Genomic DNA, 25,623 nt, shown 5'->3' with positions numbered 1-25,623 from the left:
TCCGTTTGTGCGCGCCCAGCTGGGTGTTTCTTGCACCATTTTATCAATGATTTCAAGAAAATTAGCCTTATTCTCAAACTGATAAACTCGTTTGAATGCCGGGGCGAAAAGATTATGAATCCTCCAGTCATTTTTTTTCTGAGTAGTTGATTTATGCGTACTGATTTTAACCCCGAAATGTAGAGCTGAAGCCTTCAAATTTTTTGTACTACATGGTGCCCTATTGATGAGTAAATAGCTGCAAATCTTAATCGGTGCCCGTTAACAGGGCAATGGGATTATAATCAAAAAAAAGTATCTTCAACAATATTATGAGCCGCCTGTTTCTTTCTCGCTACATATTGATTTTGGTTTTAATATTAACCGGCGTATTTGTTTTTGGGCAAAGCAAATTTGAAAATAATACTACCGGCTATACCATCACCAAAAGAATGATTTCTATTGAAGATGGGCTGGCTTCTCACGAGGTGTTTTGCGGACTACAGGATAAGGCGGGTTTTATGTGGTTTGGTACACGCAACGGGCTTAATCGCTACGATGGTAAAAATTGTTTGCTTTTTACCCGCCAGAGAAATCATCTGCAGGACAACAAAGTGGTACAGCTTGCCAAAGATGACGCCAATAACCTGTTCATTGAATACGGTAGTACAGGCTTTCAACTTACAACAAACGGTAAGGTGGATGTGATGAATACTGTGACGCAGGAAGTTAAAACACTAACGGATGCTTTTCCAAAACTGCCTTTTAAGGAGTCGGATGTTTACTGGATCTCGAATGACGGCACCAATCAAATTGATTTCCTTACAGCCCGTCCTTTCAGGCTTTGGCAATACACTTCCCAAAAAGGGTTTACGCTTCGCTATGAAATGAAAGACTGGGATAGGCCGGGTGTCACGTCCTCTTTGGATTATAGGGCCACAGGTCGTTTCTGTATGTTCGGCATGGGAAAAGCGCTGCTGAAAATATTCACCCAGTTTACACAGTATTTGGTGACGAAAGATACCGTGATTGCCTTTACTCAAAAGGATGCGCAAAGATCGCTGCCGGTTGGTTTTAACAGTCGGCATGATCTTTTAATTACCTATACCACTACCGCCGAACCCAATACATTTAATATTGGGATGATAACGGGTAAGGGTGAAATTAAGTTCCCCGCCGATATAAAAGGATTTAATACAGACAGCATAAAAGGAAAATATTGGTACCAGGCCGCAAACTCAACGGATGGCACATCCAGTATTCTTGATATTCCCGATGGGCTATACCTCTGGAATGAAAACATTTTTTTGAAAGTAGCCTCAAACTCAGAAATAAAGACTTTTGAAAATCTTTTCATTTACAACCTCATCCCTGACAATTTTGGGAACCTCTGGCTTYGCACTACGCTCGGCGTGTTGCAATTGAAGATAGAGAAAAATCGCTTTAAACCCTATTTTACAACCAGGCAACAATCTGTTGAAAAAAACAACCAGGCCCGTGGAATATACGCCGACGAAACCGGCAAGGTAGTGGCGAATATCTGGACGCATACTTTTCAGCAACAAGGTAGTAAAATGCAGTACGTTACCGACGATCAATACAAGTACGCACTTACCAATCATCATTCGTCGTTGTACTGTGGTGGCTATAGTCTGTATGAGTATAATGACAAAAAAAACACACTGTCTAAATACACGGGCGGGCAAATGGATGAAATATGGTCCTTGTTTTCTGTGAATGACAGCCTGCTGTTGTTGGGAAGAACCAACGGGTTTTCGTTATTCAATTCCAACAGCAAAAAGTTTGATTCACTTGAGTATGAGTCTAAAAAACTTCCCGAAGCAAAATTTGTGTACCGTTTTTTTACAGATAAGGCGGGAACGATATGGGCAGTGGCGGAGAACGGGTTATACAAAATTATTGATGGTCATAAACAAGGCAATCGGCGATGGACAATTGTTAATGAACGATCACCAGTCATCGCTCAGCTTAGTTTATTAGATGCTTATGCCGATGCTAATGGCATTATATGGCTGGCCACTAATGGAGAAGGCCTATACCGCTGGGACAGGAAAGCAGGTACATTTCAGCAATTCAATATCGCCAGCGGCTTCCCTTCGGACGTGTTGTACAGGATAGAGCCGGATGAATATAATAACCTTTGGATCAGCTCCGATTATGGCTTGATCCGTTTCAATAAGAAAACATTTGCTGCAAATACCTATACTATAGCAAATGGTATATCGAACAACGAGTTTAACAGGACTTCTTCGTTCAAAGCAAAGGACGGACGGCTTTTTTTTGGCGGATTAGACGGCATCATTGGGTTTAACCCAAAAGATATGGTAGAAGATATCCGCTCGTTTAACGTGCCGTTACGTGTAATTGCTTTTAACCAGTTTATTGGTTCGCAAAACAAGCTGGTTAATGAAACCACGGAGTTATTGAATAGCTCACAAATTACGCTGGCGCCGAATGATCGTTTTTTTACACTTGAATTTCAGTTGCTGGATTTTGCAAAAGATGAAGTGCACCATTATGCCTATAAGATCGAAGGGGTGGACAAAGATTGGATCTATTTTAATGAAAACTCTATTCGCATCAGTGGTTTGCCATATGGGCAGTTCATATTACATATCAAAGCACAAAATCGGGAGGGCGCCTGGAGTAAAAGCGAGTTAACTATCCCCTTGTTTGTGCTAAAGCCATTTTATTTTAAATGGTGGTTTATTACATTGCTTGCCGTTTTTCTGATAATGGCAGTTTACCGGATAATAAAATGGAGAACAAAACAATTGGCAGCTGATAAAAGTAAGCTGGAGCAAATTGTAAGCGAAAGAACCGCACAGCTAAAACAATCACTATCAGAAAAGGTGGAACTGCTTACGGACAAAGATGTGCTTATGAAAGAAATTCATCACCGCGTAAAGAATAATTTGCAGGTTATTTCGGGGCTGCTGGAGTTGCAAAGTAAAACTGTGAATGATGAAACCGCAAAAGATGCATTGATGGAAGGTCGCAACCGCGTAAGAAGCATCGCGTTGATACACCAGAACCTCTACCAATTTGAAAATCTAAGCAGTATCGAATTAAAACGCTTCGTAAACGATCTGTGCCGACAAGTAGAGAGTGTTTATAAAAAGCAAAATAAGATAGTGATAAATGTCGGGGTGCCTGTTTTCCATCTTGACATTGATTCTGCAGTTCCTCTTGGCCTGATTATGAATGAATTGTTATCCAATTCTTTCAAATACGCATTTAATGATAGTACTGCAGCAGGTGAGATAGACCTCGAAATCCATGTTGTAGCTGAAGGTAAATATGAACTATTTTATTCCGATAACGGCCCTGGTTTGCCTGCAGATTTTGATTTAGCCAGTGCGACTACACTCGGCTTACAATTGATTAATGACCTGAGCAGGCAAATTGGTGGTAGTGTGAGATATAAGTACAAAAACGGCGCTTCATTTATTATTAACTTTACTAACCGCGACTTGCGTAAAAAAGAAGACTAAAGCCCATGAGCGTTTTAAAAATAGGTATTGTAGAAGATGAACTCGTAATAGCCAGAACCATTTTGAACACCCTGGATGAATTGGGCTACCCTCATTGTGGTCCTGCTATTAATTATACCGAAGCACTGAAAATGCTTGATCAGGATAAGCCCGACCTATTATTACTGGATATCCAGTTATCAGGCAAAAAAGATGGGATAGATGTCGCTGAAAAGCTTAATGAATTGTACCGCATACCATTCATTTTTTTAACTGCTAACAGCGATGGCGAAACGATTGACCGCGCTAAAAAGGTGAAGCCTCATGCTTATATTGTTAAGCCTTTTACAAAAGAAGAATTGTTTGCCGCTATTGAAATTGCATTCAGCAATTTTACCGCTAACCGCGATAACGCAAGGCATGACGATCCAAATACTCATCATCCAAAAGAGTATATGTTTGTGAGAGATGGGTACATATTCAGGAAGATATTTTTTAATGACCTGCTATACCTGGAGAGTGATGCGAATTACGTCACATTGAATCTCAAGTCGCACAAAAAAGTAATGGTTCGGTCTACGCTTAGCGATTTTATTGAGCAACTGGATATGCGAACGTTCATTCGTACCCATCGCAGTTATTCTGTAAATATCAACCTAATTGATGATGTTTTTCCTACCGAAGTTTCGGTTAACGGAACTAAGATCCCCGTTGGGAAATCGTATAAAGAGGATCTCTTTAAAGCTTTAGGAATAAAAGAAGCTTAATAGCCCGATACTTTTCTTTTTCACAAACTTCCGGTAGTTCGTCCCTAACCGGGGGCGTTTATCCCTTTTATTTCAGAATCATTTTAAACGTATGCAATTTCATACCTGTTATGACACTGATAGATTTAGACAAGATAATTATTAAACGAACAGTGATAGGGGTACGCTGCACAGTGTGCGGTGGTAATTTGGTTGATTCAAAAAAAAAACACTTATAAGCCGCTTTATAACGCTGATCACATTCGGAGCCGTAAAGCCCCAAATTTACGAATGCGAAAACTGCAAAAAGAGACACATCTTATTATAATAAGACAATTCACTTCATCATTATCAAACAATTAAAATACAAAGTCATGAGCATCAGATTAGGCGATATCGCACCAGATTTTCAAGCCGAAACAACAAAGGGCACCATCAAATTTCACGACTGGATCGGCAATGGCTGGGCTGTTCTTTTCTCTCACCCGAAAGATTTTACGCCGGTTTGCACTACCGAGCTCGGTTACATGGCAAAAATGGCACCTGAGTTTGAGAAAAGGAACTGCAAGGTCATCGGTCTTAGCGTCGACCCTGTAGAGAGTCATTTAAGATGGGAAAAAGACATTGAAGACATACAAGGAGTGGCAGTAAACTATCCCATGATTGGTGACCCTTCACTAACCATTGCCAAATTGTATGACATGCTTCCTGCCGACGAACCCGGTACTTCAGAAGGCAGAACGCCTCTTAACAATCAAACTGTACGCACTGTATTTGTTATTGGCCCAGACAAAAAAGTAAAGCTGCATTTGACTTATCCAATGTCGACCGGTCGTAACTTTAACGAAATATTTCGTGTGCTTGATTCTATGCAACTTACCGCAGCATACCAGGTTTCTACGCCGGTAAACTGGAACAACGGAGATGATGTGATCATTCCGGCAGCATTAGCTGAAGCAGATGCACGGGAAAAGTATCCGGTGGGTTTAAAGATTGTTAAACCTTACCTGCGTTTTGTTCCGCAGCCAGGTAAAAACTAATCTGAAATTACTCATTTATTCCAACATGGTAAAGAAATTATGAGAGTGTCAAAATCAATGCGCATATGGTTTGCCTTTGTGGGTACGATTTTGTGGACAGGCATTTATCTTACGGGTTTCTCCAGAACAAATTGGGTGCTTTATGTTCCTGCCGCTGGTTTTACTCTTGGAGCTGTTACAGGGTTATGCCCGTCCCTGACTGTTATCTCAAAAATATTTTTTAAACAAACATAAAAAAATAGGAAATGAAATTACGTGTCGTGGTATTGGGCGCTGGTTTTGGAGGGTTAGAGCTCAGCTCCATACTTTCTGAAACGATAGGGGAGAACCTTGATCTTACGCTAATAGATCAGAATGATTCCTTTTATTTTGGCTTTTCAAAGCTGGATGTCATGTTTGGTTACAAAGCACCCGATGCAGTCAAAATATCTTATAGCAGTATTGCCAAACCGGGCGTAAGGTTTTGTAAAGAAACAATCACGGCTATTGACCCGGTAACCAGAACTGTTACTACGCAAAACGGAACTCATGAGGCTGATGTATTGGTAGTTGCGCTTGGTGCCAATTACAACATTAATGCAACCCCCGGACTCGCTGAACACGGCAACGAATATTATACTTTTAAAGGTGCAGAAAAATTGAGGGATCACATCGCACGGTTTAGGAAAGGTCATGCTATTGTAGGTGTATGCGGAGCGCCTTTTAAATGCCCGCCGGCACCCAGTGAAGCCGCGCTGATGTTGCACGATCATCTTACCAAAGCCGGCGTGCGTAATGCCTGCACAATAAGTTTGGTGATACCGTTTGGATCTCCAATTCCTCCGTCGCCAGATTCCTCGAAAGCTTTGATCAAGGCTTTTGAAGAAAGAAGCATTCAATTCATACCGCAGCACAAAGTGGCATCACTTCGCGCAAATACTGTAGTTCTTGATGATGGGACTGAAATGCCTTTCGATCTGTTTCTGGGTATTCCAAAGCACGTTGCGCCGGATGTAGTATTGCAAAGCGGTTTGGCTATTGACGGATGGATACCAGTTGACAGGCAAAATCTATTAACCAGGTTTCCAAATGTTTACGCAATTGGCGATGTAACCAGCGTGGGCACACCAAAGGCCGGCGTATTCGCCGAAGGCGCTGCAAAAATTGCCGCGGCTTCTATCATTGCGGCTTATCGGGGAAAAGAAAACGAAAGCGCTTACACTGGTGCAGGCTCTTGCTATATTGAATTCGGTAAAGGTGAGGTGGCGCGTGTTGACGTTGACTTTTTCTCTGGCCCCAAACCCTTTGGCATTCATCATGATGCTTCTGAAGCCCTGGTAATTGATAAGCAACATTTTGGCTCGAGCAGAAAAGCCCGTTGGTTTGGATTATAGCAAAGCGACCCTAATGATTATTTCACCAATTAAACCTGAAAAAATGACAACTTACCTAATAGAAATTCCCCACTCAGAAAACACTATTGAATGCCAGCATGTGATCAAATTGTTTGTAGAGTCGGGCTCACACCTGCTTTCACATGCCTGGTGGGGCTGTAAATCGGGCGTTCACAAATCGTTTTTCATCAGCGAGTTCGAAAGCAAAGAAGAGGCGCTTCAAATTGTTCCCCCGTTTTTACGGCGCCATGCAAATGTTATTGAGTTGGTAGCCTTCAATAAAAACGATATTCAGCAGTTTGCGGAAGCTAATAAACAAAGGGGATTGGTTGAATAGAATTTATTCATCTTATGAAAGGAAGATTTGTCTGAGTTGCTGAAATATCGAACCTGAAAATTTAAAAAACCAAAGTCTAATTAACTTAATTACAGTCGCTTATTTGGCTCTAAATAAAGGTCAAGAAAATTCTCCAAAATAAAAAACCACGATTCCTAAGCTGGAATTGTGGTTTTTTATTTTTTGTGCGCCCACCTGGGCTCGAACCAGGGACCAAAAGATTATGAGTCTTTTGAAAACCAATTTTAAATTGGGCGAAAATCTGCGTTTCTGATTTACAGAGGCCAATTTAGGGTTAAATTTTTGAAAAATCAAAATTGGCTGTAACACAATTGTAACACATTTGTAATGCATTTTTAATCACATATGGTCTTTTGCTCCTATCAAAATTCAACAGATCAGTTTTTCCGAACTGTTGAATAATTGAATGTATAACACTGTGTTTAAAACAAACATATTAAGTTTCAAATTTTAAATTTGCAACAGTCAAGATTTCCTTGGTTGTTCAATCTGTAATTTAACCAGATTATCGTGGCACAAAAGCGGACCTGTCTCCGAAAGACCGGGCCTGAAAAAAGGTTCGCCGGCAATTTTACCAGGTTTTGGCGTGATATAAAAAGCTATATCGCGCCAAAACTTATAAAATTATAAATCCATGGAAGACGTAATTGGCAGAATTGCGGAAACCACTGAATTTTTAAAAGCAAGAAAAGTCAAGCTCGATAAATACCAGATATTACAAATCTATATGGCAATGGGAGGGATACCGCGTTGCCTTTAAATCTGTCGATAATTATCATAAAACGGTCGACGAATATCTGGATAAAGATTAGACGATTGTGGAGGTATGTACTATTTATTATTTACACTCATATTTCCAAGAGGACAAGAGCGAGGCGGAAGGTTCAAGTGAAAACATCCAGCTTGGTATACTCCAGTTCAAAGTATTTTTCGCATATACCATCCTTTTTTTAGGATTTTTTTGCGATATGTCAGATAGCTCGGAAAGTCTGTCATGTCATCGGGTGTTTTTACTCAAAAAAACTTTAAATAATACAGTCTGAAAACTAATAGAGCTGTTTTGGTATATGCATAAAAAAATTACTGGCTATAGCTTAGTAATTAATCAGTGATGCTTAATAATAAAGGCTTTATGGCTTGCTTTTGTTCGTTAACCTGCAACTTTTTAAACCCGCCCGTTCCAGGTTATTTATATTTTTTCTTTGTCTTTAACCTGCTGCAGTCCATCCGGGTATTAAAACAAACCAAAACCTGATTTTCATAAATTTTATGGAATGCCGGCGTATAATTGCAACTGTAAACAGTATTGCCGAGATTTATCCAAGTAAAACCCGGTTGTTTAACAGTTAAGTATATCCATGCCTGACGGAGTCTTTAAAATTTATCATTTAAGCGAAGTAGCCGTTACGGTTGAGTTTGGACAACAAATTGCCGGGAATTTATCAGACGCAGTCAATAGTTTAAACGCATTGCTTTATCAGCAGCCATTTCCGGGTTTCCATACAACCGTACCGGCCTATTCCACCCTGACTGTTTTTTATGATCCTGTTATAGTTGTCAAATCTCGTTTACCGGGCGCGGGCTGCTTTGAAAAAGTATCGGCCTACCTGAATGATTTAAATCTTCAAAAGAAAACGGTTAAACCGGTTAAAGGGGATACCATTATTATCCCGGTATGCTATGGCGAAAACCTCGGCCCTGATTTGGATGAGGTAGCCAGTTTGCACGGGATGAGTACAAGCGAGGTAATTAAACTCCACAGTACAGCCACCTATATAGTTTATATGATAGGCTTTGTACCTGGTTTTGCCTATTTGGGCGGAATGGATGAACAATTGGCCACACCACGCAAAGAAAAGCCACGAAAGTCCGTACCGGCCGGAGCAGTCGGCATAGCCGGGCAGCAAACAGGCGTATATCCCTTGGAAACCCCTGGTGGCTGGCAGATAATCGGGCAAACACCTTTGAAATTGTTTGACCTGAATCGCAGGCAGCCATCATTATTAAAGCCTGGTGATACGGTGATCTTTAAGGCCATCGATGTAAAGGAATTTAACAAATTAATGGCCGGGTAATATGCAGATAAGGATAGTAAAGCCCGGTTTAATGAGCACTATACAGGATTTGGGGCGTAACCTATACCGCTCACAGGCAGTGCCGTTATCGGGAGCTATGGACACACTATCGGCGCGCATTGCCAACAAAGCCGTAGGTAACGGAGACAACGCAGCAGTAATTGAATTTACTTATGCAGATGCGGAGTTCATTTCCGAAACCGACTTGCTGATCGCTTATGCCGGCGATGGAGCACTATTACAATCAGGCGAACAAAGATTACCGGCCGGACGCCCTCTTTTCATTCCATCGGGAACAAACATAAAATTAACAAATAACCCATACGGCAGCCGCACCAACCTGGCCGTTGCAGGGGGCTGGGATGTGCCGGAAATTTTAGGAAGTAAAAGCACTTTCCTAACTGCCGGTTTTGGCGGGTTAGATGGCCGGGCGCTTAAAAAAGGAGATGTCTTAAAAAACGATGAGAGACTATCTGACAGAACACAAAAAATATTAAAAAGCCTTAATAACGTAAAAATCAGTTACCCCGCATGGAGCATATCGCGGCAATGCTTTTTACCTGCCGACCGTAAAACGATAAGGATGGTACCGGGAAACGAATTTGGCTGGTTTGATGGCCGGTGTATCACCGATCTTTTGTCAACACCATATCGCATTGGTCAACAAAGTAACCGTATGGGGTATCATTTGGAAGGTGCATTGATAGCGCGTCTCAAGAAAGATGAATTGCTGAGTACGGCCGTAACGCCCGGCACCATACAGGTTACCGGCAGCGGCACTATGGTACTTTTAATGGCCGATTGCCAGACCACAGGCGGTTATCCGCGCATTGCACAGGTGGCCGGAGTAGATATGCCTTTATGCGCCCAGCTAAAACCAGGCGATGCCATTTATTTTAAAGAGATCAGCCGGCGTGAAGCAGAAATGCTGTATATTGAACGTGAACAACAGTTACATCAGCTAACTACTGCTGTACAAATCAAATATTTATAAATTGATATCAATGCAAAGCATAGACCTGAACTGCGATATGGGTGAGGCCTTTGGCAACTACCCCATGCCCAATGATGATACCCTGATGGACTATATCACATCGGCCAATATAGCCTGTGGTTTTCATGCCGGTGATCCCGAAGTAATGCAGCATACGGTTGGCATGGCGGTTAAAAAAGGCGTAGCCATTGGCGCTCACCCCGGCTTACCCGATTTGCAGGGATTCGGCAGGCGGGAAATGAAAATATCTGCTAATGAAGCCTACCAGATGACCCTGTACCAGATAGGCGCCTTATCGGGCTTTGTTAAAGGTGCTTACGGAAAACTTCACCACGTAAAGGCACAYGGGGCATTATACAATATGGCCGCTAAAGATATTAATTTAGCTAAAGCTATTGCCGAGGCTGTGCATGATTTTGATGCCTCGCTGATCTTATACGGACTGGCCAACAGCGAAATGRTTACCTGGGCTAAAAAACTGGGTTTGGCTACCGCATCAGAAGTGTTTGCCGACCGCACTTACCAGGACGACGGCTCGCTTACCCCGCGCACCCAAAGCAACGCGCTGATTACCGACGAACAACAATCTATCAACCAGGTGCTGATGATGGTGAAACAACAACAAGTCATATCGGCCAATAAAAAAAACATCAGCCTGACAGCCGAAACACTATGCCTGCACGGTGATGGCACACATGCGGTTGAATTTGCCAAAAAGATCAGCGAAAGGCTGAAAGCCGAAGGCATCAGTATAAAAGCCCCGGCCCAATAAATGAAAAAACAGCACAATTGGAGCGTTTTAACAGGCGCCGCTTTCCTGATGGCATCATCAGCGATAGGCCCCGGGTTTTTAACACAAACCGCCGTATTTACCGCACAGTTAGGCGCCAGCTTTGGCTTTGTGATCTTATTATCTGTTGTCCTTGATGCCATTGCCCAGTTAAATATCTGGCGCATTATTACCGTAGCCGATCAGCCAGCGCAGGATATCGCCAACCAGCTTTTACCCGGCCTGGGTTATTTTATTTCGTTCCTGGTGTTTTTGGGCGGTATGGCTTTCAATATAGGGAATATCGCCGGGGCCGGGCTAGGCCTGAATGTATTGTTTGGCGTTAGCGCAGGGCAAGGGGCCGTCATGAGCGCTATTGTAGCGATAGGCATATTTATTTATAAAGAATCCGGCAAAGCCATGGACTTGTTTGCTAAATGCATGGGTTGCCTGAAAATAGGGCTGGCCTTGTATGTTGCTTATATCAGTAACCCGCCACTGGCCGAAGCGGCAATCCGGGCGGTGAATCCCACCCAATTCAGCTTTACAGCCGTGCTAACCATTGTGGGCGGCACAGTAGGCGGCTACATTACTTTTGCCGGGGCACACCGCTTACTGGATGCCAGGATAACCGGACAACAAAATTTGCCTGTCGTTAATCGTGGCGCGTTAAGTGCCATCGGGTTAGCATCGCTCATGCGGCTGTTGTTATTTATCGCCGCTCTGGGTGTTGTAACTACCGGCGGCCGGCTCGATCCCGCTAATCCGGCGGCCTCCGTATTTCAACTGGCCGCCGGGCAGCTTGGTTATAAACTATTCGGGGTGATCATCTGGGCAGCAGGTATATCTTCCGTAGTCGGCTCCGCTTATACTTCCGTTTCGTTTATCAGAAGTTTTAGTCCGCTGATATTGAAATGGAACCGCGAAATTATTATAGGCTTCATTATCATATCCTGCAGTATTTTTTTAGCGATAGGTAAACCGGTAAAAATACTACTGGCCGTTGGCGCCATTAACGGCTTTATATTGCCCATTGCGCTGGGCGTTATGCTGATTGCGGCTTACCGGTCAAAGATCATAGCAACATATCAGCAACCTTTATGGCTTACTATTTTAGGCGTGCTGGTCGTGGGCACCATGACCTGGATGAGCATTGGCGCGATAACCCAGATGTTAGGATATTAAATCAACGCATGAAATTATTAAAACTGATATTATTATTGCTGAGCTCAAACGCGGTAGCCATAGCGCAACAAAAAGTTAAACCCATACCTGTTGCGGCAGGCGTGTCGTACCAATTGGCACAGTACAGGCATTCGGTCATCAGTAAGGTAGAATATACCCTGTCATTTATAGTCCCTTTAAACCGGGCTGATGATATCACCGGTGTGGCGCATATCACATTTAATTTAAAAGACAACGGCCAGCCGCTACAAATGGATTTTAAGCAGGATGCGCAGCACATTAAAAATGTATGGTCGGCCCAAAGGAAAGCAATCCCTTTTGAGGCGAAGCACGAACATATCATTATTGCCCCTGAATATTTAAAGGCAGGGCATAACGATATCACGGTTAATTTTATTGCCGGTAACGAATCATTAAACCGTAACGATAATTATTTATATGCATTGTTTGTGCCCGACCGCGCCCGTACCGTTTTCCCTTGTTTTGATCAGCCTGACCTGAAAGCAACTTTTAATTTAAGCCTGAAGGTGCCAAAGGAATGGAAAGCATTAGCTAATGGTACCCTAAAGAACGTAAATGATGAGGGCGAATTCAGGAATTACCTTTTTAATGCCAGCGACAAACTGCCTACCTACCTGTTCTCCTTTACCGCAGGGAAGTATACGGATGTAAAGCAGGTGACCGGCACACGAAGCACCGAATTTCTGCACCGGGAAACCGATTCCACCAAAATCAAATTAAGCACCGATTCCATATTCAGGGCACACCGGGATGCCGTCAGCTTTTTAGAGAACTGGACAGGCATACCTTTCCCCTTTCAAAAAGTAGGATTTGTGGCCATACCTGATTTCCAGTTTGGCGGTATGGAACACCCGGGCGAGGTACAGTATAAGGCTTCCAGCTTGTTTTTAGATGAAGGCGCGACCAAAGATCAGTTGATCGCACGATCCAACCTGATCTCGCACGAAACAGCGCATATGTGGTTTGGCGATTTGGTGACCATGGCGTGGTTCAACGATGTTTGGATGAAGGAAGTGTTTGCCAACTTTATGGCCGATAAGGTGACCGAAAAACTGATGGGCGCCGAAACCTTTAACCTTAAGTTTTTGCAGGACCATTACCCCGCGGCTTATGGAGTTGACCGGACCATGGGTGCTAACCCTATCCGTCAGCAACTGGATAATTTGCAGGAGGCCGGTTCGCTCTACGGCAATATTATCTACCATAAAGCACCCATTATGATGCGCCAGCTGGAAAACCTGATGGGTAAGACCAGTTTCCGGAAAGGCGTACGCGAATACCTGAAAAAATACGCCTACGGCAATGCAACCTGGCCCGAACTGATCGCCATACTGAGTAAATACAGCACGGCCAACCTGTATACCTGGAACAAGGTCTGGGTAAGTCAGCCCGGCAGGCCGGTGTTTGATTATAAAGCGAATTATAGCGGAAACAAAATCAGCCGCCTGGTCATCAGCCAACATCCGGAAGCAGGGTCGCTACGCATATGGCCGCAGGTATTTCAGCTCACACTGGTTTACCCGGATCACAGCAAAGCCATTCCGGTAAATATGAATGCACAACAAATTGTACTGAAGGCAGCGGCAGGCCTCGCAAAACCCTCGTTCATCCTGTTTAACTCGGATGGGACGGGCTATGGACTGTTCCCGCCGGATAAAGCAATGACGCCCAGTCTGTTTAACCTGGAAAGCCCCCTGCAACGCGCATCGGCTTATATAAATGCGTATGAGCATATGCTGGCCGGGCGTACTTTCAAACCGGCTGAATTATTAACGCTTTACCTGCACCGTATCAGTATAGAAAAAAACGAGATGAACCTGCGCCTGCTTACCGGTTATCTTACCAGCATATACTGGACATTCATCTTACCCGAAGACCGGCTTGCTTTAAGCACCGCGTTGGCGCATACCCTATGGGAAGCAATGGAGCAGCAAACAGCCGCGAATAATAAAAAAATACTCTTTGGCGCTTACCAAAACATCTCTTTAAGTGCCGAAGCTACAAACCGTATTTACCAGATATGGTTAACCCAAAAACCGCCCGCCGGCATTAAACTGGCCGAAGATGATTATACTGCCATGGCACTTTCCATAGCCCTGAAAAGTGACACAGTTACTTCGGTACTAAAACAGCAGCAAGCCCGGATAAGCAATACTGAACGCAGGAACCGACTGGCTTTTCTCATGCCGGCACTCTCCTTAAATGTACAGGAACGCGACGCATTTTTCAACAGCCTGTCTGAACGCACAAACAGGGCAAAGGAAGCCTGGGTAACCACCGGGCTGAGTTACTTAAATCACCCGTTAAGACAACGCACATCCATCAAATACCTGCCCAGAAGCCTGGAACTGCTTGAAGAAATTCAACGAACCGGCGACGTTTTCTTTCCGCAATCATGGCTGGCCGCAGTGTTCGGCAGCTACCAAAGCAAAGAAGCCTGCCAGATTGTACGCGATTTCCTGAAACAGCACCCCAGCTATAACCCGAAATTAAAAGCCAAAATACTGCAGGCTACGGACAACCTGTACCGGGCGCAGCAAATCCTAAAACCCATCCCAGGGGCAAATGGCACTTAATCAATTTGAGCGAACAGCCGGCGACGACTTATTTGCAATTACCCCGCATCGCGTGGGTGTTTCTGCAATGCTGGGTTTCTTTGAAAACAGGCAAGACGATTTCCTGACCCCATATGTTGCAGCGTTTTAATTTAAATATTAGATCGCATCAACCTGGTGAAAACTGTGATCTGAAAAGCATAGGATGTAGAATTGAAACTATAAAGAACTCCTTTTGGTAAACGCTTTTATCAAAAGAAAGCCAATATTATTAACAAATAGATAATTATTGGTCAATAATTGATAATTTATTGAAATTTCAGGGGCCGGTTTCAGTTAATTTAGTGAATCCAATCTTATCTCTATGCATGGCAGACGTTTGTACCTGTTCCCCTTTTTGTTTACTGCGGTGTTTACTGCTGCTGTAGGCTATGCGCAGCAAAGCGGGGTTACACCGTACTTACCCAGCCATGCACAGATGTTGCAAACCTATGCCAATGTTGATAAGCTCGATTCGGCATGGAAAAAGCTGCCGCTTAATTATAGCATCAGGCCAAACTGGCAATCAAACGGTAAACAATTCTGGTACGGAAAAAGAGTGGCCGGCAACCAAAGCGAATACTATCTTGTTGATGTCGAAAAAGGAATAAAACATAAAGCTTTCGATACCCAAAATATGCCACGTGGGCGGGGTTATTTAACTATATATTTCTAAGTTTTTATATTTATTATTAGTAATAATATGTTAGTGCGGCAAATGGTTGTAGTGGCTATGCTATGTTCTTTTAAATAGGTATAAATGAGGTATTTGCAAAAGTTAAAGTGTTAAGAAATGTTAAAATAATGTTGAAATTGGGTAATATAACGCATGTATAATTTGATATTGAAATATATATTTGATTTTATTAATTAACACTATTTATTAAAAAACTATTAACTATGAAAAAAAAAATTACTTTCTACAGGAAACTCTTGATTGTATGCCTTTTTCTTTGTTGGCTGATTCCCCGGCTAGCGTTTGCTCAAACGGTTGTAAGGGGAAAAGTAGTAGATAAAGACAATTTGCCTATTATAGCTGCTACTGTGACCGAAAAGGGTACCACAAACGTGACTACTACAAATGAAAAAGGAGAATTTACCATCCGGACCACCAAAGCCGCAGCTATTTTGGTTGGTACAACCGTAGGGTTTTTACCTTTTGAAGTAACGGTTGGCGACAAAAACACAGTTACTTTAGTACTGCAGGAAAATCAGCAAACACTGAGCGAGGTAGTACTTATCGGTTATCAGAAAATTACCAGGAAAAAATCAACAGCGGCTATTTCCAGTATATCGGCAAAGGAGCTTGCCAACCTGCCATCCGCAAGTTTTGATCAGCTTTTACAGGGCAGGCTTTCTGGTGTTAACGTGCAAAACTTTTCGGGTATGCCCGGTGCAACACCAACGGTATCGGTTAGGGGTAACTCATTAGTAAGCAGCGGCTATGATGAATATAACGTGGTAAACAGCCCTTTGTATGTTGTCGATGGTGTGCCACAGCCAACAGAACAATACGTAGGGCCGGGCGCAGGTACCGGTGCCAACTACCTGGCTGGTATAAACCCGGCTGATATTGAAACTATCGACGTATTGAAAGATGCATCGGCAGCGGCAATTTATGGTTCAAGGGCGGCAAATGGGGTTATATTGATTACCACCAAAAAAGGCCTATCCGGCGAACCGCGTGTTACGCTGGGGTCATATGTTGGGCTTACACAACGCCCTAACCTAAGGGACGTAACCTTAGGTACTACAGAACGTAGGCAAAAAATGGGTGTTTTGCAAAGCCAGCTAACCTATGACCAGCAACAACAACTGCCTTACATCTTAACAGATAGTTTAAATTCGGCTTTTAACGGTAACACCGACTGGCAGAGCCTTTTTTATCAAACCGGGAAAATTAACAACACCGATCTCAGCTTAAGCGGTGGCGGTAACGGAAATTCAACTTATCGTTTCAGTACCGGTTATTATAACGAGCAAGGTATTATCAGGGCCACAGGATTTAAACGGTTCTCAACCAGGTTAAATCTTATTTCTCACGCGCTTAACGGTAAATTAACTATTAACCCATTGGTAGCTTATTCACGCACGGATAATGCCAGGGGTAATGGTAATAACGCCAGCCCAATAAGTTTGGGATCGGGAAATATGCCTTCATCATTGCTGAATTTAGATCCTGATAAAAAGGCGTATTATTTGGGGGCTTACAGCCAGAATTTAGATAAAAACATAAGTAATCAATTTACATTCAATTTAAATTTATCTTATGATTTTTCTAAACACCTTTCATTCAACTCGCAGTCATCCTATTTATATAACACAAACCGCAGGGATTTAAGCAGGAGCGATCTGTTACAAAATAACCAGGGTAACTATTCATATAGCTATGCCGACAACTCTATTGCGGTAACCACGTCTAACTTTTTAACTTATAATAATGTATTTAAAAAACATACCATAAGCTTTATTGTAGGGCAGGATATTAACTATAACCAATTTCAAAATACTATAGCCTCTGGTTATAACGGCCCGTCAGATAATATCCAGGTTGTTAACGGTTTCCAGCAATCAAAAATTGGTGCCAGTTCTGATTACCAGGCGTACGGCTTAGTATCTTATTACTCAAGGCTTTCTTATGATTATGATAGCCGTTACCTGTTTTCACTAAGCGCAAGAACTGATGGTTCATCCCGCTTTGGCAAAAATCATAAATGGGGCTTTTTCCCGGCCGCATCAGTTGGTTGGTTAATATCCGAAGAATCATTTATGAAAGATAATCCAAGTACTATTTTCACCCTGATTAAATTAAGGGCAAGTCTTGGTACATCTGGTAGCTTGCCTAATAATAACTACCTGCAGTATAACCTTTACAGTGTAAATAACGGTGGTTTTGATGGCAATGGCGGTGCTACCTCCTATAATGGCGTAACATCTGTAACCCCTAATTTTTATGATGGCGCGGCCCAGGATAACCTAAGCTGGCAGCGGTCGAAACAATGGAACATAGGTACTGATCTTGAAATACAAAACGGTAAATACGCAATTCAATTTGATGTGTATAATAAAGAGAATTCATTACAGCTTTTTGGAGTAAATTTGCCGGTAACAACCGGTTACGATATAGCGTTAACCAACTCTGTTGGTGTGCGTAACTCAGGCGTTGAATTAACATTATCGGCAAACCCGCTTGAAGGTGCTTTCAGATGGGGTTCCCGCTTAAACATCTCTTACAATAAAAATATTATCACCAGCTTGCCAAATGGCGGCCGGGATTTGGTTTTGAGCGGCGACAGGTTTGATAAATCGCACGTTTTATCAGTGGGTAGTCCTATCAACGCGTTTTACCTGTACCAAACTAAAGGTGTTTTCCCAACTAATGCAAGCGTGCCTCAAAACCCGTTAACGGGCGAAAAATACCGTAATGGTAACGGCACATACCAGGCGGGTGATTTTTACGTGGCCGATTTGGATGGAGATTACTTTATAGATACTTTTAACAGTGGTATAAACCCCGATAAAAAAGTATCCGGCGATCCAAACCCTAAATACACAGGTGGCTGGACCAACAACTTCAACTACAAGAATTTTAGCCTCGGCATTTTCTGTACATTCACTTTTGACAGGGATGTACTGAACTTGTTTGACTCAGACAGGTTTGCAAATTCACAGGATGGTAATGCTGTAAACAATTTTGTTTACTATTCAACACCAGATTTARGCAAGGTTAATATTTGGACCCCTACTAATACAAATGCAACGTATGCTAAATATGATATAGGAACCTACAGATATTACTATACCAGTGCCCAAACATTTTTTCTTACAAAAGGAGGATATTTTAGGATTAAGAGTATAAACGCCGGGTATGATTTTCCAAAAAATGCATTAAAAAAACTTGGCTTAAGCAAATTTAGAATATACGTTGTTGCCGATAACGTGAAAATGTTCCAGCAATCTAAAAACCTGCCGGATGCCGAAGCTGTAAACCCTTACGGCGAATATAATGGCGGGGGCTATCCTATTCCAAGTAAATATACATTAGGTTTTGAAATTAATCTATAACAGAAATAACGATGAGAAATACATATAAAAAATTAAGCATATTTTGTGGTATACTGGTTTTTATAAGCCTAAGTTCATGCAAGAAATTGCTGGAACAAGTACCTAAAAACTCAACATACCAGCAGGTATTCTGGAAAAATGCGAACGATGCCCGTTATGCTATATCCGGTAATTATGCACTGGTGCGCGCTGCGATAACTAACTATAACGATAGGTATTATATGTACGGCGAAGCCGTTGCTAAAAATTATTTTACTATTCAATATAATGGCGATGGGCTTGAAGGTATACAAAATGGCGATTACACATTTCAATATAACCTGCAGAATTTGGGTAACTATACCAATTACTATAAAGCTATTGCGATGTCTAACATTGTGATTAAAAATGTGTCGAAAATGACTGATGATCAGTTGAAAGCTGTAGATAATCCTACTGCGTTCAGAAACGACATACTTGGACAGGCTTTATTTTTAAGGGCACTAAGTTATTTTATGATGGTTAGGGTATGGGGCGATGTTCCGATTGTTACCGAAGCTTATGACGATCCGCTTACTGCTCCTCAATTAGCAAGAAGCCCAAAAGCTGATGTAATGAAACTGRTAGAGGATGATTGCCATAAAGCGGCACGTTTGTTAACCTGGTCATACGCCAGTGCGGGTGATGCCAAAGTTACTGCCAACACTGGTGCGGTTTACGCGCTGCTTGCTCATTTATACCTTTGGAGAGCAACAATGCTTGATGTAACATCAGATGTGCCAAACCCTACCGATGTAAACAGTGCCGATACAACAATTAATGTGTTAATGGCCCGCGGAGGTTACTCACTTCCCGATACCAGCAAATACAAAAGCGTTTTTGTTGGCAGGTCGTCAGAAGGTATTTTTGAAATTAACATGAGTGAAAACACACTTGAAGGTTCAAACGCCGGCATTGGGATCAATTTTTTAAACCAGAGCTATATAAACCAGGGCACTACAAACCCGCGCGATTTTGTAGTGCCAAGGTACCTGAGTGATCATTACGGTGACGGATCGACCGATATACGTTATAAAGAAAACTTTGAACTGGTTTCCTCTACCCAGCCCATGTGTACCAAGTATAGTAATGTTATATACAGAAACCTGGCCCAAAAGCTTGACCCGTACCTGAGCAACAACATGATCATCTTTAGGTTAAGTGATTTTCTGTTGTTAAAGGCCGAAATAGCTTTATACAAAGGAAATAAAGCCGCCGCAATTACAATCATAAATAACTGGCGCACAAGGTTTGATAAGAACCCGTATTTGATAGACGACAGTTGGTCGTTAAGCGATGTGATGTATGAATATGGTATTGAGCGTGGTAAAGAGTTTTACCTGGAAGGCGAGATATTTTATGACCTGCTACGAACCAGGGAATACCAAAATCATGTGGACTGGTTAACATTGCCCCGATTTAAAGCCGAGGGTTATTATTGGCCGGTTGATCCTGCTTTATTCAGGCAAAACCCGTTATTAAAACAAACTAAATACTGGCTTGGTAAAGTGTAATAAAATGTATAGTACTAAACAAGAGAATATCATGAAAAAATATATAAGTATATTATGTTTATGCTTTGCAGTCTTTTTAATTGCTTCGTGCAAAAAAGATGCCTACAAAAACGATGGCGGCGTAAGCGACCCCCATGTTAATATGACAACATACGATTACCTGAAATCAAAACCCCAGTTTGATTCTTTGGTCAGGATCATTGACAAGGCCGGCTTAAAGGACGTAGTTAACAGCAACATTACCTTTTTTGTTACCACCAACTATGGTATTGTACCCTATGTAGCAGCCAAAAAGTTTCAAAAGTCGCTTGAAACGGGGAACGAAAACTTTGATTTTGGCATTAAGGACATTCCATCAAAAGAGTTGAGCGATTCATTAAAAACCTACATGTTTGCAGGCAAAATAAACCGGGACCAGATCACCGTATCGGGTAAGCTTTATAATAGTTTACTTGGCCCTATCCCGGCAAAGCCAGGAAAGCCTAATTCTGCCATACAGTACCTGATCAAGTTTCGTCGGTCATTTGACTATGGCAGCTACGTAGATCATGTTGATTATGTTAATTACATAAAGGTAATCGGATCAAGGGACGATTTGCAGCTTGACCCAAGCACTATTCCCGATGACGAAAAAGACCAGGCTGTTGATGTTCAAACTTCCGGCATTATTACCACTACCGGGATAGTTCACGTTTTAAATGGCTACCATCGTTTGTTTTTCAATGCACAATCAACCGGTAATTAATTAACAACAATCTAATACAGTGTGTATTAGGTAGATTTTATATACACTGTATCTAAAAAATAAATTATATGCAAGTAAAGAAATATATTTTTGGCATAATGCTTTTAGGAAGTGTTGTTGCCTGTAAAAAAATCCCGACCGGTTTTCAAAGCGACGCTATCCGTTATAAGGATAACGAGCTTTTGGCCAAACGCGGGCTGATCCTTTACCAGTCTGACAGGATAAATGCCGATGGTTCAACGCCGCCATACAGCTTTAAAATGCTTAATTTAAGAGGTGTTGATGGCAGCCCTGCCCCAAAGGAATTTACCACGCCATACCAGATATTGACATTTAAAGAAGGTTTATCTTTTGATGCCGCAACAGATACCACGGTGGCACAGTTAAACGCGAAAAGGGAAACCAAAACAGTACCCCCTATGTCATTTAACGAGGTTAGCGGCCAATTAACATTTAATAAGGCATCGATAAATTTACCGCTTGGCAGGTACACATTTGATATACAGTTTACAAACCCTACCGGTACTAAAGTATTCCCGTCGTTGGCTAACATTAACGTTGTTGACCCTACCACCGATGACCTTTTTGCAATTACTGATGATGTTGCGAATGCCTTTAATGATGCCACCGGGGCCGTTACACCGCTTAAAAATCCTGTAGTAACCTGTACCAGGATATCTGCCGACGGCGCAAGGGTAATTTTAAAAATGGTTGATAAAAATAATAAACCATTTAACCCCAGGACAGGCGAGATCATACAGCGGGGCGACAGGCCGGTATTTGAAAACTATGCCAAGTTTAACCCGGTTACAAAGAACGATACTTCCATGATCTGCGACTTTGAAGTGGCTCCTTTCCCATTGGCAAAGTATGTAACACCAACAACCGACTGGGGATTTTTGATGTATTACAGGATACCAAGCAAGTTTGTTAAACCAATTGCCGGCCTCCCCACCACAGCAACTTTCTCTGTAAATCCAAGATGGTCGTGGCAAGTCAAATTGGAAGGAACGTATGTAGTGCTGGTTAAATTTACTGACGTAGAGCATATATAATAGTTGGTATTATCTAGCATTCAGGCTATATTTTACAGAAACCCCAATTAATATTACAAGCTTATAACTACTACCGGCGGCTAATGTTTCTCAATTAGTTGCCGGTTGTTTTGTTATCAGGTAATTTTTGTCCTTTAGGTAAAGTGCAGAGAATATTATTATGAACTAAGCTATTGCTCATTTTATTTTCGAACTAACAGCAAGCCTAGCTTGCAGCACCACATGCGTAAATACCTTTGTTCATAGAACTCATGACAGCGTTGCTTATTATGTCATTCTCCCTTTAAAGTCCCCAGACGAACAAGTTATGGACAGTCAACCCGTACATTTTTTTCAAACGAAACAAATCCAATTCTTCTAGTCGATTTTTCAGGTGAGAAGATTTTTGAATCAGCAACTGTAAACACCAACATATTACTATTATCTAAAGATCGGAACTAGGGTAAAACCGTCGCTTGTATTGTTAAGGAAAAGGTGTTAAATAAATTGAGCGTTTCTGTTAGACAGAACGGTTTTATCTGCGATTTTAAAAATGGGCAAAGCTGGGTAATTTTAAATCCAGCGGAACAACAGGTAGCCAGTCGCTGTGTGTTGAGATAAAGTAAAGATAAGAATTACCTATTTAATATTCAAAATTTTTAAGTCTATGTTGGTCTCAGATAGGGGGCCTTCATCGACAAAAAGACTACTTGTTTTTTGCTTTTCAATGACCCTAATTACTGAAAAACCGTATTTACAATGCGCAAAGGCCATTTTTCGTAATGAGGATTGAAGCAAGGTTAGTTTTTTGAGATGTATTTGAGACGTCTCAAGGTTTATTTTTTTAAAAAGTGCATTTAAACGCTAAAAACGCGGTTTTTGATTTTTCGAAAACGCATTGAATTTTTAAGAAAAATTAAGGTTTTAAATAAGTAAAGCCTTGATTATCAAGGCTTTACTTGTGCGCCCACCTGGGCTCGAACCAGGGACCAAAAGATTATGAGTCTTCTACTCTAACCGACTGAGCTATAGGCGCGGTTATTTGTGTTTATTTAACGGGTGCAATTTTACATATTTGCAGGCAAATAACAAAACCCTTTATGCAAAATATCAAAAATATCATCTTCGACTACGGTAACGTTATATTCAATATCGATTTCCTGAAGGCTCAGCAGGCATGGAACAAGTTGGGTATCAATAACGCAACTGAATTTTTCGGCCATAAACAGCAGGACGAAATTTTTGATAAATTTGACAGGGGAGAGGTCTCTGCCGGGGAGTTCAGAGACTATATCAGGCTAAAATCTGGTAATTCCGAACTTGCCGATGAGCAAATTAATGCTGCCTGGAACAGTATGCTGCTCGGAATTGAACCAGGCAACCACGAATTATTATTGAATTTAAAGGGCAGATACCGCACTTTCCTACTCAGTAATATTAATGCCATCCATTATGATCATATCATGAACTACCTGAAAACTGATTTTGGTTTTGATGGTAACGATCATTTGTTCGAGAAAACTTATTACTCGCACCTCACAGGGCAGCGCAAACCAGAATCAAGGATATTTGAATTGGTATTAAACGAAAACGGCCTTGATCCTGCCGAAACTTTGTTTATTGATGATAGCCCGCAGCATTTGGCAGGGGCAGAGAAACTGGGCATAAATACTTTTTTGATGACAAAGCCCGATACCATTCAGCAATTTTTTAAAAGAAACGGGGGCATGAATGGATGTTAAGTTCTGTATATAAAGCCTTATCGACCCTTTTTATCGAGTCGGAATGATATGCTCCTGCCAGGTTCATGTTGTTATCAGGGGGCTTATTATCAGTTCAGATACTCGCGCTGGTATTTATTCCTGTAATCAATGGGCGACAGGCCTGTTATACGTTTAAATGTAGTGCGGAAGGCTTTATTATCGGTATAGCCTACATTATACATCACCTCGTTCACATTATCGCGCGACCTTTCCAGGCTTACTTTGGCAGCTTCGATCTTTACCCGCTGAATATATTCGGCTACGGTATTGGCGGTGGCTTTTTTAAAGCGGCGTTCCAGGTTTCTCCTGCCTAAAGCAAACATGGATGCCAGTTGCTCTACGCTGATCTTTTCCTGGTAATTGTTTTCAATAAATTCCTGTGCTTTTTTTATAGGGTCATCGGCATGGTCTTTTTGTCCCTGGAAAATAATGAACGAAGACTGGCTGGTACGTTCCATTTCAATAGCGAACACCTTAGAACTTAAAATAGCCATGTCACGACCGGCAAATTTTTCTATCAGGTATAAAATAAGGTTAAGATAGGAGAATGCTCCACCGCTGGAATAAATGCCCTGTTCATCGGTGATTATTTTTTCGGTAACCAGGTTAACATCCGGAAACATTGTTCTGAATTGATTGGCGGCCATCCAATGAGTAGCACATTTTTTACCTTTTAACAAACCTGTTGAGGCCAGCAGGAATGCCCCCATGCATAAACTGGCCACCTCGGCGCCACTATTATATTGCTCAATTATCCAGGGTACAAAAGCTTTATTATTTTCGATAGCTGCGTTAATTTCTCCATCAACGGCAGGGATTATAATCAAGTCGGTCTTCTTAACATCTTTAAATAAAACGTTGGCATTTGCTGTAAAGCAGCCACCGCTAACAGGGGTTTCCATTTCAAGGCCAACCAGTTCAACCTTAAAAACGGGTTCTTTGCCCATTGCTAAAAAAAACTGGTTCACTTGTGTTAGTAGCTGCCGCGAACCTTCAAGGCTACCTAAAATTGCACCCCTGGGTACTAAGATGGATATATGCTTCATATCTCAAAAATATGATAAAGCGCCATTGCAAACAAGATTTATTATGAACCCGGGCTTGTTTATGTCCAATACCTTTCCGGTTTTTTTAATTCAATTTTGAACCCTTTCCGTAGCCCGTTGGATTACAGCATGCCTGATTTTCTGCGGTAATCTTTCAATGCAAACTGCTTCTTGTTTTGGCACGCTGTAAAATGGGCTGTTTAAAGCTATTTTTTTGATCTGTATTAAGGATTGGCTGTGCTTTGTCATGGTTTTTCAAGATTTTTGTCAGTGTAATCTGCCTGTGTCATGCCTGGTGACAAATTGTCAAAAAAAATTCACGAAATACTAAGGGCGTCAAATATGTGGGACTGAAGTATTGTTTTTTCATAAAAAATGATAAATCAGCTGTAATTTAAATCCGAGATGGTTTTTGGAAGGCTAATTTTGAATTTTTCGATGCTGAAATTCCTGATTTTTCATAATGTCAGGTTTTTGCATCAAGAATTTGTAACTTTTCTACGATCTTAATTTTTACTTCTTTAAAACTGGTGATATTTTTTTCATTGATCGAAAAGCATCTTTAAATTTTAAAAAACCTCAAATCAGTTTTTGTCATTTTCTTAAATCCTCAAATTTAATTTTCGGCCATTTTTCAGGTACAGCCGCCATAATTTTTATGGCATGTTTTTAGCCGAAACACGTTCAGGAAACCGGAATTGTTTATCACTTAATCCTGTAAAAATTAGGGAATTACGTGGTAAGCAAAAGCGCTTCCACAAGCTATTAATAATATAAAAACGCTTCCACAAGCTATTAATAATATAAAAA

General features: G+C 41.6%; 19 protein-coding genes and 1 tRNA gene. 18 read left to right on the top strand and 2 right to left on the bottom strand.

Going from position 1 to position 25,623, the window contains the following annotated elements:
• The first annotated feature begins 311 nt into the window (after positions 1-311).
• The 17 genes from AC1DQW_RS14750 to AC1DQW_RS14670 all read left to right on the top strand — a co-directional run bounded on the left by AC1DQW_RS14750 (position 312) and on the right by AC1DQW_RS14670 (position 22,025).
• Positions 312-3,494 carry a histidine kinase dimerization/phosphoacceptor domain -containing protein gene (locus AC1DQW_RS14750; protein ID WP_477454777.1) on the top strand — a complete coding sequence of 1,061 codons (3,183 nt, stop codon included), beginning with the start codon at positions 312-314 and terminating at the stop codon, positions 3,492-3,494.
• 5 nt (positions 3,495-3,499) lie between these two features.
• Positions 3,500-4,240, top strand: coding sequence for a LytR/AlgR family response regulator transcription factor (locus AC1DQW_RS14745; protein WP_477454776.1), 741 nt, complete (start codon positions 3,500-3,502; stop codon positions 4,238-4,240).
• 353 nt (positions 4,241-4,593) lie between these two features.
• Positions 4,594-5,259, top strand: a complete 666-nt coding sequence (locus AC1DQW_RS14740) for a peroxiredoxin (protein ID WP_477454775.1) — start codon at positions 4,594-4,596, stop codon at positions 5,257-5,259.
• A gap of 245 nt (positions 5,260-5,504) precedes the next feature.
• The gene (locus AC1DQW_RS14735) at positions 5,505-6,632 is read left to right on the top strand and encodes an NAD(P)/FAD-dependent oxidoreductase (protein ID WP_477454774.1); all 1,128 of its coding nucleotides are present in this window, start codon (positions 5,505-5,507) and stop codon (positions 6,630-6,632) included.
• A 43-nt stretch (positions 6,633-6,675) separates the two neighbouring features.
• A complete protein-coding gene (locus tag AC1DQW_RS14730; protein ID WP_477454773.1) occupies positions 6,676-6,969 on the top strand; it encodes a hypothetical protein in 294 nt (97 codons plus the stop codon).
• A gap of 655 nt (positions 6,970-7,624) precedes the next feature.
• Positions 7,625-7,750 carry a hypothetical protein gene (locus tag AC1DQW_RS14725; RefSeq protein WP_477454772.1) on the top strand — a complete coding sequence of 42 codons (126 nt, stop codon included), beginning with the start codon at positions 7,625-7,627 and terminating at the stop codon, positions 7,748-7,750.
• A 598-nt stretch (positions 7,751-8,348) separates the two neighbouring features.
• Positions 8,349-9,065 carry a 5-oxoprolinase subunit PxpB gene (pxpB, locus tag AC1DQW_RS14720; RefSeq protein ID WP_477454771.1) on the top strand — a complete coding sequence of 239 codons (717 nt, stop codon included), beginning with the start codon at positions 8,349-8,351 and terminating at the stop codon, positions 9,063-9,065.
• 1 nt (position 9,066) lies between these two features.
• Positions 9,067-10,059 (top strand): 5-oxoprolinase subunit C family protein, encoded by a 993-nt coding sequence (locus AC1DQW_RS14715; RefSeq protein WP_477454770.1) that lies wholly within the window; start codon positions 9,067-9,069, stop codon positions 10,057-10,059.
• Positions 10,060-10,069: 10 nt separating this feature from the next.
• The gene (locus AC1DQW_RS14710; RefSeq protein WP_477454769.1) at positions 10,070-10,831 is read left to right on the top strand and encodes a LamB/YcsF family protein; all 762 of its coding nucleotides are present in this window, start codon (positions 10,070-10,072) and stop codon (positions 10,829-10,831) included.
• Positions 10,832-12,013: an NRAMP family divalent metal transporter gene (locus AC1DQW_RS14705; RefSeq protein ID WP_477454768.1), complete on the top strand. Its 1,182-nt coding sequence runs from the start codon at positions 10,832-10,834 to the stop codon at positions 12,011-12,013.
• Positions 11,929-14,610, top strand: a complete 2,682-nt coding sequence (locus AC1DQW_RS14700) for a M1 family aminopeptidase (RefSeq protein WP_477454767.1) — start codon at positions 11,929-11,931, stop codon at positions 14,608-14,610. Before AC1DQW_RS14705 ends, AC1DQW_RS14700 begins: the two co-directional genes overlap by 85 nt.
• Positions 14,600-14,740 (top strand): hypothetical protein, encoded by a 141-nt coding sequence (locus AC1DQW_RS14695; protein ID WP_477454766.1) that lies wholly within the window; start codon positions 14,600-14,602, stop codon positions 14,738-14,740. Before AC1DQW_RS14700 ends, AC1DQW_RS14695 begins: the two co-directional genes overlap by 11 nt.
• A gap of 213 nt (positions 14,741-14,953) precedes the next feature.
• On the top strand, positions 14,954-15,304 hold the full coding sequence (locus AC1DQW_RS14690; protein WP_477454765.1) for a hypothetical protein: 351 nt from the start codon (positions 14,954-14,956) through the stop codon (positions 15,302-15,304).
• 224 nt (positions 15,305-15,528) lie between these two features.
• Entirely contained in the window at positions 15,529-18,693 is a 3,165-nt protein-coding gene (locus AC1DQW_RS14685; protein WP_477454764.1) for a SusC/RagA family TonB-linked outer membrane protein, read from the top strand.
• Positions 18,694-18,704: 11 nt separating this feature from the next.
• Complete coding sequence (locus tag AC1DQW_RS14680) at positions 18,705-20,225, top strand: RagB/SusD family nutrient uptake outer membrane protein (protein ID WP_477454763.1); 1,521 nt, start codon at positions 18,705-18,707, stop codon at positions 20,223-20,225.
• A gap of 31 nt (positions 20,226-20,256) precedes the next feature.
• Positions 20,257-20,970 carry a hypothetical protein gene (locus AC1DQW_RS14675; protein ID WP_477403134.1) on the top strand — a complete coding sequence of 238 codons (714 nt, stop codon included), beginning with the start codon at positions 20,257-20,259 and terminating at the stop codon, positions 20,968-20,970.
• 68 nt (positions 20,971-21,038) lie between these two features.
• Positions 21,039-22,025, top strand: coding sequence for a hypothetical protein (locus AC1DQW_RS14670; RefSeq protein ID WP_477454762.1), 987 nt, complete (start codon positions 21,039-21,041; stop codon positions 22,023-22,025).
• A 941-nt stretch (positions 22,026-22,966) separates the two neighbouring features.
• Here AC1DQW_RS14670 and AC1DQW_RS14665 read toward each other — a convergent pair.
• A tRNA-Ile gene (locus AC1DQW_RS14665) sits at positions 22,967-23,040 on the bottom strand.
• A 64-nt stretch (positions 23,041-23,104) separates the two neighbouring features.
• Between AC1DQW_RS14665 and AC1DQW_RS14660 the strand changes: the two genes are divergently transcribed.
• On the top strand, positions 23,105-23,746 hold the full coding sequence (locus AC1DQW_RS14660) for an HAD family hydrolase (RefSeq protein ID WP_477454761.1): 642 nt from the start codon (positions 23,105-23,107) through the stop codon (positions 23,744-23,746).
• A gap of 89 nt (positions 23,747-23,835) precedes the next feature.
• Here the strand turns inward: AC1DQW_RS14660 and AC1DQW_RS14655 are convergent, their stop codons facing one another.
• Complete coding sequence (locus tag AC1DQW_RS14655; RefSeq protein ID WP_477454760.1) at positions 23,836-24,813, bottom strand: GlxA family transcriptional regulator; 978 nt, start codon at positions 24,811-24,813, stop codon at positions 23,836-23,838.
• Positions 24,814-25,623: the final 810 nt, after the last annotated feature.

It is taken from the genome of Mucilaginibacter sp. P5_A4 (assembly GCF_056400605.1).
Note: the sequence above shows the minus strand (reverse complement) of the source record. Positions and strands in the feature narration are given on the sequence as shown.